At 70.0% G+C, this 14,246-nt stretch carries 11 protein-coding genes and 1 pseudogene; 5 read left to right on the top strand and 7 right to left on the bottom strand.

The genetic code is table 11. The annotated features are described in order from the left end of the window. Nucleotides 1-197: 197 nt before the first annotated feature. Nucleotides 198-530, top strand: a pseudogene (locus OG306_RS28685) (class I SAM-dependent methyltransferase); the annotation flags it as partial. Between the two features lie 177 nt (nt 531-707). Here the strand turns inward: OG306_RS28685 and OG306_RS28680 are convergent. Then, nucleotides 708-1,133: a nuclear transport factor 2 family protein gene (locus OG306_RS28680; protein ID WP_266749086.1), complete on the bottom strand. Its 426-nt coding sequence runs from the start codon at nt 1,131-1,133 to the stop codon at nt 708-710. Between the two features lie 84 nt (nt 1,134-1,217). Here OG306_RS28680 and OG306_RS28675 point away from each other — a divergent pair, with 84 nt between their 5' ends. Together OG306_RS28675 and OG306_RS28670 are read left to right on the top strand one after the other, a co-directional pair. After that, a complete protein-coding gene (locus tag OG306_RS28675; protein ID WP_266749084.1) occupies nt 1,218-1,784 on the top strand; it encodes a TetR/AcrR family transcriptional regulator in 567 nt (188 codons plus the stop codon). A gap of 146 nt (nt 1,785-1,930) precedes the next feature. Further along, a complete protein-coding gene (locus tag OG306_RS28670; protein WP_266749083.1) occupies nt 1,931-2,743 on the top strand; it encodes a TnsA-like heteromeric transposase endonuclease subunit in 813 nt (270 codons plus the stop codon). Nucleotides 2,744-2,981: 238 nt separating this feature from the next. On the opposite strand, the gene OG306_RS28665 is transcribed toward OG306_RS28670, so the two are convergent. Together OG306_RS28665 and OG306_RS28660 are read right to left on the bottom strand one after the other, a co-directional pair. Beyond that, on the bottom strand, nt 2,982-4,154 hold the full coding sequence (locus OG306_RS28665; RefSeq protein WP_266752506.1) for an AI-2E family transporter: 1,173 nt from the start codon (nt 4,152-4,154) through the stop codon (nt 2,982-2,984). A 181-nt stretch (nt 4,155-4,335) separates the two neighbouring features. Beyond that, the gene (locus OG306_RS28660) at nt 4,336-4,530 is read right to left on the bottom strand and encodes a DUF3046 domain-containing protein (RefSeq protein WP_266749082.1); all 195 of its coding nucleotides are present in this window, start codon (nt 4,528-4,530) and stop codon (nt 4,336-4,338) included. A gap of 79 nt (nt 4,531-4,609) precedes the next feature. Here OG306_RS28660 and OG306_RS28655 point away from each other — a divergent pair, with 79 nt between their 5' ends. Further along, nucleotides 4,610-5,524: a hypothetical protein gene (locus OG306_RS28655; RefSeq protein ID WP_266749081.1), complete on the top strand. Its 915-nt coding sequence runs from the start codon at nt 4,610-4,612 to the stop codon at nt 5,522-5,524. 170 nt (nt 5,525-5,694) lie between these two features. Here the strand turns inward: OG306_RS28655 and OG306_RS28650 are convergent, their stop codons facing one another. From OG306_RS28650 to OG306_RS28635, 4 genes are all read right to left on the bottom strand, one after another. Next, entirely contained in the window at nt 5,695-7,086 is a 1,392-nt protein-coding gene (locus tag OG306_RS28650; protein ID WP_266749079.1) for an IS1380 family transposase, read from the bottom strand. Between the two features lie 206 nt (nt 7,087-7,292). Further along, on the bottom strand, nt 7,293-7,598 hold the full coding sequence (locus tag OG306_RS28645; protein ID WP_266749078.1) for an AzlD domain-containing protein: 306 nt from the start codon (nt 7,596-7,598) through the stop codon (nt 7,293-7,295). Continuing rightward, the gene (locus OG306_RS28640; protein ID WP_266752505.1) at nt 7,595-8,419 is read right to left on the bottom strand and encodes an AzlC family ABC transporter permease; all 825 of its coding nucleotides are present in this window, start codon (nt 8,417-8,419) and stop codon (nt 7,595-7,597) included. Before OG306_RS28640 ends, OG306_RS28645 begins: the two co-directional genes overlap by 4 nt. A gap of 88 nt (nt 8,420-8,507) precedes the next feature. Continuing rightward, a complete protein-coding gene (locus tag OG306_RS28635; RefSeq protein ID WP_266749077.1) occupies nt 8,508-9,377 on the bottom strand; it encodes an AraC family transcriptional regulator in 870 nt (289 codons plus the stop codon). 104 nt (nt 9,378-9,481) lie between these two features. Here OG306_RS28635 and OG306_RS28630 point away from each other — a divergent pair, with 104 nt between their 5' ends. After that, complete coding sequence (locus tag OG306_RS28630; protein WP_266749075.1) at nt 9,482-14,164, top strand: Lhr family helicase; 4,683 nt, start codon at nt 9,482-9,484, stop codon at nt 14,162-14,164. The last annotated feature ends 82 nt before the right edge of the window (nt 14,165-14,246 follow it).

The raw sequence follows: 14,246 nt of genomic DNA, 5'->3' as shown, positions 1-14,246 counted from the left end.
CAGAACAGCTTTGCTTGTTCTTGGCGCGGGTTCTGCGGCCAAATGACTCCCAAAGAGGCATGGCGCGACAAAGACATGGCGCGACCTCGTCGGCCACCACGACGTCTGGATGCCGCCGGCCACTCTCACAGCGCGCCTCAAAACTGTCAGCGAAACTCGGTAGTTGTTCGGACCCGGCTCTGCAAACGTCCGGCCGCATGGCTGGCGACTGCCTCGCGCATCCACGGCTCGCCGCGATCTACGATCTGCTCGACCCCGGCCGCAGCGATATCGACGCATACTTCTGGATCGCGGAAGAGTTCGAGGCGCGCCGAGTACTGGACATCGGCTGCGGCACAGGGGTGTTCGCACTTCTGTTGGCTGACCGCGGGATCGAGGTCGTCGGCATCGACCCCGCCCTGGCGTCCATCGGTGTCGCCCGGGCCAAACCGGGCAGTGAGCGAGTGCGCTGGATCTGCGGTGCCGCGACAGACCTCCCCCCGCTGCAGGTCGACCTCGCGACGATGACAGCGAACGTCGCCCAGGCCATCGATGGCACACGCTCAAGGTTCGACGGCACAGAACAGCCCTGATGAGTCCGCCGCACCGGCACGCCCCCTGATGTCCCGCCTCCAAGGGACCGGTCCCGTCTCAAGGGATCTGGTCCGATTCACCTTGGGTCTCAGGTGAGCCGGTCCGCCCCTATCAGTCTGGTATCAGTCCGGCTTTCATCCTCTGGCGCTGGCGACTCCCGAGCTGTCCATGTAGTCGCGGGCCCGCGTGATCAGTCCGCTGTGGATGTGGAGTATCAAAAGACCGGGGACGGTGAAGTTGGTGCGCCTGGTCGGCAGCTTTCCTACCACGACGTGCTCGGCGATGATCACTTCCGGATCGGCGGTCTCGTAGGCCGCGATCTTCCTGACCTCCTGCACCTGGACGGGGCTTGCGCCCCAGGCCGCCCGGTATCCCGCGCGCACTGCCTCGCGTCCCTCGTAACGCGGAGGGAAACCAGGAGAAGTGAACGGGAACTCGTGCACCGCGTCCAAGGCATAGAGATCGGCGAGATCGTCCGGGGCCTTGTCGAGCATGGCCTGGTAGTAGCGGTTCAGCACCTCGCGAGGGGTGCGAACAGCAGGTGTATCCACATGCGGCACTGACGCCTCCATTCACTCAACACTTGTTGACCCACTTACCGTAGGATCGGCTGGAAGTTCAGTCAACGGCTGTAGAGTGAATCGGTGTCCACTCCTCGCCAGTCCCGCGCCGACCGCCGCCGAGCGACCGAGGCGCGCATCCTCGACAGCGCCCGGGAGCTGTTCGCCGAGAAGGGATTCGATCGCACCACCATCCGTGCCGTGGCGACTGCGGCGAGCGTCGACCCGGCGCTGGTCATGCAGTACTTCGGCTCGAAGCGCGAGCTTTTCACCCAAGCCGTGCAGGCGATTCCCGTACTGCCAGCAACCACTGACACCGACGCGCTCGTCGATCAGCTGCTGGCCACGCTCGACCTCAAGCTCGGCGGCCTTCCCGAGGGCACGCTGGCGATGATGCGCTCCATGCTCACCGACCCGGCAGCAGCCGATCACGTCCGCGTCACTCTCGATCGGCAGATCGACAGCGTCAGCGCTTCCCTGCCCGCAGCCGAGGACCCCGAGCTGCGCGCCGCACTGTTCGTCACCGCCTTGCTGGGCGTCACCATCGGCCACCAGTTCCTCCGCCTGGCCGCTCTTCGTGGCGCCCCAGCCGACCGCATCGCCGCCGTACTGCGCCCTGCGTTCAAGGCCCTGGCAGGACCTCCGGGCTGAAAACGGCGGCGCTGCCGATGCTCGGTGCACTCATTGGAGGACCATTCCTTCCGCGGCCCTCTTCGGTGGGGCTGTGACCTCTCGGTCCCGGTGGGTCCACGGCCAAGTGCAGGCCCGAGGGCGGCTATCGGGTTGGGCCCTTCGAGTTGGCCTCACCGGTCCGGAAGTTCACCACGCTCAAGGGGCAGAAGAACTTCACGGGCGACTATTGGGCGGCGACCTCGCGGTCTTTGGTGGGCTATGAATCGTGGGTGGAGCGGAACGCGGCAATGGCTCTGGACTTCGATCCCGCCATCGTGGCTCTGGCCTCCCAGCCGTTCCGCCTGGTCTGGCCGAATGGCGGACGGGATCGCGAGCACACTCCGGACTACTTCGCGCGGCCGGCCGGCGGGACCGCTGTGGTCGTCGATGTCCGGCCCGAGAACCTGGTCGACGAGGAAGCCGCGGCGGTCTTCGCGTTCACCGCGCGGATCTGTGAGTCGGTGGGGTGGCAGTTCTGGCTGGTCGGAGACCTGAGGCAGCCCTTCCGGGCGAATCTGCGCCGGCTGGCCCGCTACCGTCATCCGCGCTGCTGCCGGGCGCCGGTGGCGGACCGGCTGCGGGAGGTGTTCGGTGAACCACGGCGGCTTCCGACCGGGGCTGAGCGGGTCGGAGACCGGTCGGCGGTGCTGCCGGTGCTCTATCACCTGCTCCGGCGGCACGAACTGACGGCAGATCTGGTCTCGGCCCCGCTGGGTTCCGGAACCGTTGTCAGTCGGGCGGTGAGGGGGTGGGCCCACCCCCTCACCCAGCAGGCCGACACCGCCGCCGTGACCACGCTCCACCGCCTCCTCAGCGGGTTCTTCGACGCGCGAGAACAGTCCGACGGCCTCGGAAGGATCTTCCGGGACTACCAGTCGTGGCTGCCGACCCAGGCGTGGTTCCAGTTCGAAACAGCAGAGCCGGACCAGATCAGCTGAGACAGCATCCGGCATCCATCCAGCCAGGACCACATCACCCGGGATTCCCGGCACCCTCATGTCTCAACTGAACTGTCGCCGCACGTCAGCGGCCCGGCTCCGAACCAGATCATTTAAGACGGGACACCTGAGACCGGCACGCCCTTGCGAACCCGAGAGGGGAACAGGGTCCGCAGATCCAGGACCCGGCCGGCCGGCGTGACGGGCTGTCGCCGGGACGGCCCCAGGGGTGAAGTGGTCAGGCGCGCTCCGGAGTCTCCGGCTCCGGAGTCGTGCCCTGTCCACCGTGTGCCTCGCTGCTCTCGGCGGTCCGCCAGGACCGGCGCAGCCGGGTGAGCGCCGTCTCACCACGCTGCTGGTGGCGGCCGTGCACCCGCGGGTCGTCGGTCACGTCGTACCGCTTGACGTAGGCGCCGAGGAACGCCTGGAGCGTGGCGACGGCCGGGATCGCGATCAGCGCACCCACGGCCCCCATGAACGCCGTACCTGCGATGACCGATCCGAAGGCGACCGCCGGATGGATGTCGACGGTCTTGGAGGTGAGCTTGGGCTGCAGCGCATAGTTCTCGAACTGCTGGTAGATCACGACGAAGCCGAGCACCCACAGCGCGTACCAGGGGTCGACGGTGAACGCGATCAGCATCGGCAGGGCGCCCGCCAGATACGTACCGATCGTGGGGATGAACTGGGAGACCAGGCCGACCCAGATCGCGAGCGCGGGCGCGTACGGCACGCCGAGGATCACCAGCAGGATGTAGTGCGCGATCCCGGAGATGAGTGCCATCAGGGTGCGCGAGTAGAGGTAGCCACCGGTCTTGTCGACCGCGATCTCCCAGGCCCGCAGCACCTCGGCCTGCCTGGTGGGCGGCAGTACGGAACACAGGGCCCGCCGCAGCCGGGGGCCGTCGGCGGCGAAGTAGAACGAGAACAGGAAGATCGTCAGAAGACGGAACAGGCCGCCGAGGACAGTGGTGGAGATGGCGAGCACTCCGGTCGCACTGTTCTGGACGTACTTCTGCAGCCAGTCCGAGTGCAGCAAACTGTCCTGGACCTCGACCCGGGAGAGCTCGGTGTGGAAGTTCTGGTTGACCCAGTTGATCACCGAGTCCAGATACTTCGGGAACTCCTCGACCATGTCGACGATCTGGCCCGCGAGCATCGAGCCGAGCAGCGCGACGAAACCGGCCGTGGCTATCAGCACCACGAGGAAGACCAGGAAGGTGGCAAAGCCGCGGCGCATGCCGCGCGCCGACATCCGGCTCACCGCGGGCTCGATGGCAAGCGCCAGGAAGAACGCGATCAGCACATTGATGAGCAGCCCGATGAGCTGGTCGAACGCCCAGCTGCCGAGCCTGAAACAGGCGTAGAGCGCCAGGGCGAGCACCATCGCGCGCGGCAGCCACGCCGGCATGCGGGCAGGCCCGGTGCCGGACGGCGCGGTCGGCGGGGCGGCCGGGGTGGGCTGGGTGAGCGGTGTCCTGGTCTGGGCTGTCTCGTCTGTCGGTGACACCGCTCCAGTCTCGCCTACGACTGTGACAAGCAGCCGCCCGCCCCGGACAACAGCACAGGTCCGGCCGCTGACGAGCCGTGGGTCAGCGCTTGTCGGCGGGGATGTCGACTGCCGTGCAGACTGCCCGCCAGACGTCCTTGGCGTCCCAGCCGGTGGCCAGCGCCTGGTGCACCGTCTGCCCGCCGAGCTCGGCCATCACATGATCGCGCGCAAAGGAATCGGCGTACCCAGCGCCGAAGTGGTCCGCCATCCGTTCCCAGAAAATCGTCAACCGCATGACCTCAGTATCCCGCTCCTGAGAGTGCAGCCGGGCCGCTACGTCCTGCCGAGAGCGCTTACCGCCCTACGGTCGGTCCATGGCTGGAACCGGAGCAAGTCCCCTCAACCGTGCCGAGCAGTTCATCTGGCTCACGGCCCGTGTCCTAGAACAGCGGCGGTTCGCGCATCACTTCCTGAAAGGAAGTGCGGACGCCGTGGAGACCGCACTCGCCGCCTATCTGAATGAGGACGGCGGATACGGGCACGCTCTAGAACCCGATCTGCGTGGCCCCGTCAGTCAGCCACTGCACACTGCCCACGCGCTCAATGTCCTCGACTCCATCGGCCGCTGCGACGGGCCGCGGGTGGAGCGCATCTGTCGCTTCCTGACCGAGGTGTCCACGAAGGAGGGGGCGCTGCCCGCTCTCCTGCCGTCACAGCGCGGCTATCCGGCCGCACCGTTCATCCCGATCGTCGACGGCCCGCCCGCGGAGCTGTTGGCCACCGGACCCGTCGTCGGGCTCCTGCACCGCAATGCGGTGTGGCATGCCTGGCTGTTCCGGGCGACCGACTTCTGCTGGGCGGCGGTCGACGCCCTGGACCGGTCGCATCCGTACGAGATCGAGGCGGCGCTCGCCTTCCTGGACGGCGCCCCCGACCGGGCCCGTGCGAAGGCGGCGGCCTGCCGGCTCGGGCGACTGGTGCGGGAGCAGCGGCTCGCCGTACTGGATCCGGAGCGGCGCGCGGAGTACCCGGTGGCTGCCGGATACGCACCGGGCGAGCAGCACTTCCCCTACGACTACGCCCGCACGCCCGATTCGCTCGCCCGCAGCTGGTTCACCGACGAGGAGCTGGCCCGCTCGCTCGACCATCTCGCGGCCGAGCAGCAGTCGGACGGCGGTTGGCCGGTGAACTGGCGGCAGTGGGCGCCGGGGACGGCTCTGGAGGGGCGGCCCATCGTGACGCTCAAGGCACTCCTGACACTGCGGGCCCATGGACGCAGCCTGGGCTGAGAACGTGCGCCTAAGCCTTGATCCACCGACGTGGTTTGAGAGTGGTCTTTTGATCGGCTTGGGGTCGGGTGGTCGGGTGAGGGCAGGTTGTGTCCGCTGGTCTGCCCAGCTTTTCCACGGTTCGGTTCCGGTCGGGCCCTTGCGGGCGGGGCGGGCAGGGGCTGTTCGTATCAGCCGGCCGGTCCGTGGGCGGTGGAGAACAGGTGTGTCCAGGCGTGCTGCCAGGGCCAGTTGTGCGGTAGGTGCAGTGTGATGCGGCGGGCGGAGTGGGCGATCCGGGCCGGAACGTGGACCAGGTGGGTGCGGATCGTGGCGGTGGTGGCCCTGGCGTGGAAGGCGGAGGCTTGTGCGCCGGTGGCCCGCAGCAGGTTGTAGGTCATCGCCCACAGGGTGAGCCATGCTGCGTTGGCGTGGAAGTGTGCGGAGGGCAGGTGGGCCAGGGCGGAGGCTTTGCTGTCGGCGATGACCTGCTCGATGACCGCGTGGTGGCGGTGTTCGCGTTCGGCCTGGAGGGTTTGTGCGGGCTGGTCGGTGAAGAACGGGTGGTAGCGCCAGACGGGAAACAACTCGCCCTGCTCACCCACAACGGCGGGTTTGGCCAGGTCACGGACCCGGCGCACGATCAGCCGCGCGGTGACCCGCTCCGCTTTCGTGCGGCTGGCGAAGGCGGTGTAGGCGGGTATCTCGGCGACTTCGGCGTCCGAGATGAGTTCACCGGTTGCGGGATCGGGCACCGCGGTCGGGTATGTGATCTGCTGCCAGGCCTGGTCGGGAATGCCGAGGACGGCCCGTTTGATGGAGGGGTTCATCCCGCAGGTAATCGAGAAGTGGGCTCCGGCCCGGCGGCAGGCGGAGATCACCCCGGCGTTGTAGAACTGCGAGTCCGCTCGCAGGATCCGGGTGCCGGTGCAGCCCGCCTCGACGGCGGTGGCCAGCGCCTCACTGACGAACTTCGGGGCCCCACGGGAATCGGCTGCCTTGCCGCGGCGCATCCGTACTGTGGCGATCACCGGCCGGGAATGCAGGGTGCAGATCGTGGCGAGCAGGGGGTGCAGGGTGCGGATGCCCTTGAACCGGCCGTACTCGGCGCCCTGCTTGGCCCGGCCGTAGACCCGCTTGTGGGTGGAGTCGACATCAATGAACGCCTTGTCGCCGGCGCCGGGCAGCAGCGGGGCGTGCGCGGCCAGTTGACCGAGGAACCTGCGGTGGACAGCGTGGAGTTGGAGTGCGTGACCGTGGGTGAACGAACGGAGGAAGGTGCCCAGCGTGGACGGCGCACGGACCCCCCGGAACAGGGCCAGCATCGCGCCGTGCCGCAGGATATGGAGGTCGTCGATACTGTCCGCGCCCGCCGCCATGCCGGCCACGATGCTGCTGACCTTGGCGTCCGCCGACGCACCCGCGCCGTTCCTCGTCCCGCTCAGCTTCACCTTCTGCGTCACCAGGCCCGACAGCCCGCACCGTTCGGCCAGCCGCATCACCGGAACCAGCCCGGCATGCGCGACCAGATTCGGGTCATCGAACGCAGCGGAGGCCGCCGCTGGAGTATGGGAAACTTGCATCTCGGAAGTGCCTTGCCGATCGTGCGTGCTGAAAGCCTCAAGAACTCCCATCATCGCAGGTCACAAGGCACTTCCTTGTTTCTCGAAGAGTCATCCACAGCCATCAGATCGGTGGATCAAGGCTAAGTGTGTAAGGGGCGCAGCCCTATAAGACCGCGCCCCTTACCGACTTGCCTCACTCGCGCCTCAGACGTGCTCAGCGGTGTCTAGCCCAGGGCTCGTACCCCTGCTGTGACGACCACGGCCGCCCCTACGACCACGAGGAAGGGCGCGCGCAGGACCAGTGCGAGCGCCGCCGCTGCCAGCCCCGCGCCCCTGGCGTCCAGCGCCAGGTGCTGCCCGTCGCCGAACGTCTGCTGGGCGGTGAGAGCGGCCAGGAGCGCCACGGGCAGGAGCGCGGCGAGACGCTGCGCGAGCGGTCGTTCCAGCACACCGGCCGGCACCAACAGGCCGAGCAGTTTGGCGAGGTAGCACCCGATGGCGGTCAGCCCGATTGCGATCCAGATGTTCATCGGTTCTCCTTCGTTGCGGCCGCGCACCGAATCGTTTCCGCGTCCCGACTCGTTTCCGCGTCCCCGTGCGTTCTCTTCCGGCGTCCGCTCAGAAACAGAACAGCGGGTGCGGCGAGCGCGGACAGCAGGACGGGGACGCCTGCGGGCAGTACGGGCAGCAGGCCGAGCGCGAGCAGGACCGCGATTCCGGCGGTGATGCGCTCCGTGGTGCTCTTCAGCATCGGCGCGAGCAGGGCGAGGAAGACCGCGGGCGACGCCGCGTCCAGTCCCCAGACATCGGTGTCGCCGAGCGCCTTGGCGCCGAGGGCCCCCAGCAGCGTGGTCAGGTTCCACAGCACGTAGAGGGTGAGCCCGGTGACGGCGAAACCGATCCGCGCGGCCCGCCGGGTGGGCTGCGGCAGTGTCACGGCGGTGGTCTCATCGATGACCCACTGGGCGGCGAAGGGGCGAAGTGCGCGCGGAAGCGCGAGGAGCTGGGAGAGCCGCAGGCCGTAGAACGAGTTGCGTACGCCGAGGAAGAAGGCCCCGGCAGCCGCTGTGTACGGATTGCCGCCCGCCGCGAGAGCGCCCACGAGGGCGAACTGCGAGGCGCCGGTGAAGACGGCGAGGCTGAGCACACAGGTTTGCAACAGGCTCAGTCCGGAGCCGGCCGAGGTCACGCCGAAGGCGAAGCCGGACAGCCCGACGGCTATACCGACACCGAGCGCGTCGCGCACGACGGCCGCGTCCGACTTCGCCGTGGCGGCCCCCGGCTTCGCCGCGGCCTCGTCCGATGCCGCCCCGGCAGCCTCCGACGTTGCCTCTGCCGCTTCCTGCCGCAATGCGGGGACGGTCGTGCTGCCGTCGGGTGCGCCGGCCGCTTCGCCGACGCCCTGGGGGTGTGTTGTCTGTTCTGCCACGACCGGAACGTTACGTGGGCAGCTCCCGACCGGTCTTGTACGTTCTTGCACGTTCGCGCCGGTACGCGCCCGGCGGCACCCCCACGATCCGGGTGAAGTGACGATTGAGATGCGGCTGATCGGTGAAGCCGACCTCGGCGGCCGCCTGCGCGGGCGCCGTCCCCGCATCGAGCATCCGACGCGCGGCCCGCACCCGGGCATCGGTGAGCCAGGCGTGCGGCGGCATTCCGTACTGCTTCTTGAAGGCCCTCAGCAGCGCGAACGGGCTGGTGCCGAGTTCCGCGGCCAACGCATCCAGCGTGGGCGGCTGCGCCAGACGCCCCTCCAGTACGGCGCGGGCCCGCGCCGCATCCCGTGCACCCGCCGAGCGGGGCTCGTGGAGGGTCAGCACACTGCCATGCCTGCTGAGCAGCCGCACGACCATGACCCGTAGGACGGTGTCGGCGGCGAGAGCGTTGCCCTCCTCGGCGGCCCGGTGGACCTCGCCGATGAGCCGGGCCGCGTACGGGTCCACGACGCTGGTCTCGGTGAAGCCGACCGTGCCACGCAGGCTCGTCGTATCCGCCGCTATGTCGTTGATCACCCGCGCAGACGGGTACAGCGTGGCGTACACCCAGCCCTCGGGAACCCCCGCACGGGCGGTGTGCGGCACCTCCGGATTGATCATGACGACGTCGCCGGGGCCCGCGTGGACGGTGCCTCCCGGCAGCCCGACGTCCTCCACCCCGCTGGTGATGGTGCCGAAGACATAGCCCTCGTGGCTGTGGCGCGGAAAGGTGTGGCGCACGTACCGGGCACGCAGCAGATCGAGGTCGGGCAGCTCCGCGTACTGCCAGTGCCTCGCCCACTCCCTTGATCCCGACTCCGGTATGGCCACCATGGCCGAATTCTCGCAGCTCCGGAGCGTGGCCGCCGCTGGTCTCCGCCGACGGCCGCCACTGCTCGTCACGGCCGTTGTCAGTGGCGGGGTGCACGATGGGGGACATGGCCGGCTCTGCGCTCGACTCGTTCTCCCCTGCGACCCGCAGCTGGTTCGCGGGTGCCTTCAGTGCGCCCACGGCCGCGCAGGAAGGCGCCTGGCGCGCCATCGGCGAGGGGGCGGACGTGCTGGTCGTCGCGCCGACCGGCTCCGGCAAGACCCTGGCCGCGTTCCTCGCCGCGCTGGACGGGCTGGCGTCCGTCCCGCCGCCCGCCGAGGCGAAGAAGCGCTGCCGCGTGCTCTACATCTCGCCTCTCAAGGCCCTCGCGGTCGACGTCGAGCGCAACCTCCGTTCACCGCTGACCGGCATCCGCCAGGAGTCGGTGCGTCTGGGACTGCCCGAGCCCGAGGTCCGGGTGGGAATCCGCTCCGGCGACACCCCGCCCGCCGAGCGCCGCTCGATGGCGACCCGGCCGCCGGACATCCTGATCACCACGCCCGAATCGCTGTTCCTGATGCTGACCTCATCGGCCAGGGAGGCACTGTCCGGCATCGAGACGGTGATTCTCGACGAAGTGCATGCAGTAGCGGGTACGAAGCGGGGCGCCCACCTCGCCGTATCGCTGGAGCGTCTCGACGAACTGCTGCCCCGGCCCGCACGACGGATCGGCCTGTCGGCAACGGTCCGGCCGGTCGACGAGGTGGCGCGCTTCCTCTCGCCGCAGCGGAAGGTGGAGATCGTCCAGCCGCCGTCCACCAAGCAGTTCGACCTGTCGGTGGTGGTGCCGGTCGAGGATCTGGGCGAGCTCGGCGGCTCCCCCGCCACCGACCCCGACCAGGCAGGTCAGGCGGACAAGCCGTCGATCTGGCCCCATGTCGAGGAACGCATCGTCGATCTCATCCAGGAGCACCGCTCCACCATCGTCTTCGCGAACTCCCGCCGCCTCGCGGAGCGGCTGTGCAACCGGCTCAACGAGATCGCGTACGAGCGGGCCACCGGCACCGTGCTCGACGAGCACACGTCCGATCCGTCGCTGCCGGAGGCGCACTCCCCGGCCGAGATCATGGCCCAGTCGGGCGCAGCAAAGGGCGCCCCCGCGCTGCTGGCCCGCGCCCACCACGGTTCGGTCTCCAAGGAGCAGCGCGCCCAGGTCGAGGAGGACCTCAAGGCGGGGCGGCTGCCCGCCGTGGTCGCCACGTCCAGTCTGGAGCTGGGCATCGACATGGGGGCGGTCGACCTGGTGGTCCAGGTCGAGTCGCCGCCGTCGGTAGCCTCCGGGCTGCAACGGGTCGGCCGGGCCGGGCACCAGGTCGGTGCGGTCTCCACCGGAGTGGTCTTCCCGAAGTACCGGGGCGATCTGGTGCAGGCGGCCGTGGTCACCGAGCGGATGCGCGAGGGCTCCATCGAGGCGCTCCGGATCCCGTCCAATCCGCTCGATGTGCTGGCCCAGCAGCTCGTCGCCATGGTCGCCCTGGACAGCTGGCAGGTGGACGATCTGCTGGTCGTGACCCGCCGCGCGGCCCCCTTCGCCTCCCTGCCCGAGTCGGCGTTCACCGCCGTGCTGGACATGCTCGCCGGCCGCTATCCGTCCGACGCCTTCGCCGAACTGCGCCCGCGTGTGGTCTGGGACCGCGTGGCCGGTACGGTCACGGGCCGCCCCGGCGCCCAGCGGCTCGCCGTCACTTCCGGGGGCACCATCCCCGACCGCGGGCTCTTCGGGGTCTTCCTCGCGGGCGCCGACCCCAAGAAGGGCGGCGGTCGGGTCGGTGAGCTGGACGAGGAGATGGTGTACGAGTCCCGCGTCGGCGACGTCTTCACACTGGGCACCACGTCCTGGCGGATCGAGGACATCACCCGCGACCGTGTCCTGGTGTCGCCCGCACCCGGGGTTCCCGGCCGACTGCCGTTCTGGAAGGGCGACCAACTGGGCCGTCCGCTGGAGCTGGGGCGTGCGCTGGGTGCGTTTCTCCGCGAGATCGGCGGGCTGTCGCCAAAGGACGCCCGACAGCGTCTGCTCGCAGCCGGTCTCGACACCTGGGCCGCCGACAACACCCTGTCGTACATCGACGAACAGCGCCGAGCCTGCGGTCACGTGCCGGACGACCGGACCATCCTCGTCGAGCGCTTCCGTGACGAGCTGGGTGACTGGCGCGTCGTCGTCCATTCCCCGTTCGGCGCGCAGGTGCACGCCCCATGGGCGCTGGCGCTGAACGCCCGCCTCGCCGAGCGGTACGGCATGGACGCCCAGGTGATGCATGCCGACGACGGCATAGTGCTGCGGCTGCCCGATGCCGATCTGATGGGCCTGGATCTCCTGGACTTCGATCCGGCGCAGGGCCCCACCCAGGATCCGACACCGCTGCCGGGCCCCTCGTACGACAGCGGGCAACCCCCCGTCGGCGCCGCGGACGTGACGTTCGACCAGGGCGAGATCAGTCAGATCGTCACCGAGCAGGTGGGCGGTTCGGCCCTGTTCGCCTCCCGGTTCCGCGAGTGCGCGGCCCGCGCCCTGCTGCTGCCCCGGCGCAGCCCCGGAAAACGCACCCCGCTCTGGCAACAGCGCCAGCGCGCCGCGCAACTGCTCCAGGTCGCCTCCGAGTTCGGCTCGTTCCCGATCGTCCTGGAAGCGGTCCGCGAGTGCCTCCAGGACGTCTTCGACGTCCCCGGGCTGACGGAACTCATGGGCGACCTCGAAGCACGCCGCGTCCGGCTGGTCGAGGTGACCACGCCGGAGCCCTCGCCCTTCGCCCGCTCCCTCCTGTTCGGCTACGTCGCCCAGTTCCTGTACGAAGGCGACTCACCCCTCGCCGAGCGGCGGGCCGCTGCCCTCTCCCTCGACTCCCACCTGCTGGCCGAGCTCCTCGGCCAGGCAGAACTGCGCGAGCTGCTCGACGCCGACGTCCTGTCCGAGCTGGAGCGGGAACTCCAGTGGCTGACCGAGGACCGCCGGATCAAGGACGTCGAAGGGGTCGCGGATCTTCTCCGGGTTCTCGGACCGCTCACCGACCCGGAGTTGGCCGCGCGCGGCGCCCGGCCGCCATGGGCTCCGGAGCTGTCCGCCACCCGCCGCGCCATCCGGGTCCGGATCGGCGGAGCGGACCACTGGGCCGCGATCGAGGACGCGGGACGGCTGCGCGACGCGCTGGGCACCGCCCTCCCGGTGGGCGTCCCCGAGGCGTTCACCGAACCGGTGAAGGACCCCCTCGGCGACCTCCTCGCGCGATACGCCCGTACACACGGCCCGTTCACCTCCACCGAGGCCGCCGGCCGTTTCGGCCTCGGCACCGCTGTCACGGACGGGACACTGCAACGGCTCGCCGCGACCGGCCGGCTCGTCCAGGGCGAGTTCCACCCCGCCGGCATCGGCCAGGAGTGGTGCGACGCCACCGTGCTGCGCCGACTGCGCCGCCGTTCCCTCGCCGCGCTCCGCCATGAGCTGGAGCCGGTACCGCCCGCCGCACTCGCCGGTTTTCTTCCCCAGTGGCAGCACATGGGCAACAACAGCCTGCGCGGAATCGACGGACTGGCCCGCGCCATCGAGCAGTTGCAGGGTGCGCCCGTCCCGGCATCGGCCCTGGAGAAACTGATCCTGCCCGGCCGGGTCACGGGCTACGCTCCCGCGTTGCTGGACGAGCTGACGACCACCGGCGAGGTCGTCTGGGCCGGCGCGGGTGCCCTGCCCGGCAAGGACGGCTGGCTGTCCCTCTACCTCGCCGACAGCGCCCCCCTGCTCCTTGCGCCCCCGCACCAGCTCGAACTCAGCGCGTTGCACGAATCCGTCCTGACGGCCCTGAGCGGCGGGTACGGACTGTTCTTCCGGCAGATCGCCGACCAGGTGCGTGCCACCACGCACCCGGACTGCACCGATCCACAACTGGCCGATGCCGTCTGGGACCTGGCCTGGTCGGGCCGGCTCACCAATGACACGCTCGCCCCGCTGCGTTCGCTCCTCGGATCCGGGCGTACGGCAGGGTCGACCGCCCACCGCGCCAAGCGGAGTATTCCGCGCGGGCGTTACGGCTCGCTCACCGCCGCCGCCCGGCCCGCGTCCCGCACCGGCCCGCCCACCGTCTCAGGCCGCTGGTCCCTGCTGCCCACCACCGAACCCGACCCCACGCACCGCGCGCACGCCCTGGCGCGCACGCTCCTCGACCGCCACGGGGTGGTGACCCGCGGCGCGGTCCAGGCCGAGGGCGTCGAGGGCGGCTTCGCCGCCACGTACCGCGTGCTCTCCGCCTTCGAGGACAACGGACAGGCCCGGCGCGGCTACGTGGTCGAGGGCCTGGGAGCGGCGCAGTTCGCGATGGACGGCGCGGTCGACCGGCTGCGTGCCACGTCCACCGCCCGCGACCGTACGGAACCGGGCGCCGCACCCCATGCCCTGGTCCTCGCGGCCGCGGACCCGGCCAACGCCTATGGCGCGGCGCTCCCCTGGCCCGAACCGCCGGACGGCGCCGGGCACAAGCCCGGCCGCAAGGCGGGCGCCCTGGTGGTGCTGGTCGACGGCGAACTGGCGATGTACATGGAGCGCGGCGGCAAGACGCTGCTGGCCTGGCCCACCGATCCGGACGACCCGGCGCTCCTCGCGGCAGCCGGGGCCCTGGCGGCAGCCGCCCGTGCGGGAGCACTCGGTACGGTCACGGTGGAGCGCACCAACGGCGCCTCGTCCCTGACCTCCCCGCTCGGCCGCACGCTGGAAGCGGCCGGCTTCCTGGCCACCCCGAGGGGACTCCGCCTACGCGCCTGAACCACCAGCGCGTCCTGCCCCGTACACCACACCGCTCCACCCACGGCACCGCCCCGCGCCACGCCGCACCGCCCCCGCCCAC

Source organism: Streptomyces sp. NBC_01241 (assembly GCF_041435435.1).
Classification (GTDB): Bacteria; Actinomycetota; Actinomycetes; order Streptomycetales; family Streptomycetaceae; genus Streptomyces.
This window is presented reverse-complemented; position numbering and strand designations above follow the sequence as displayed.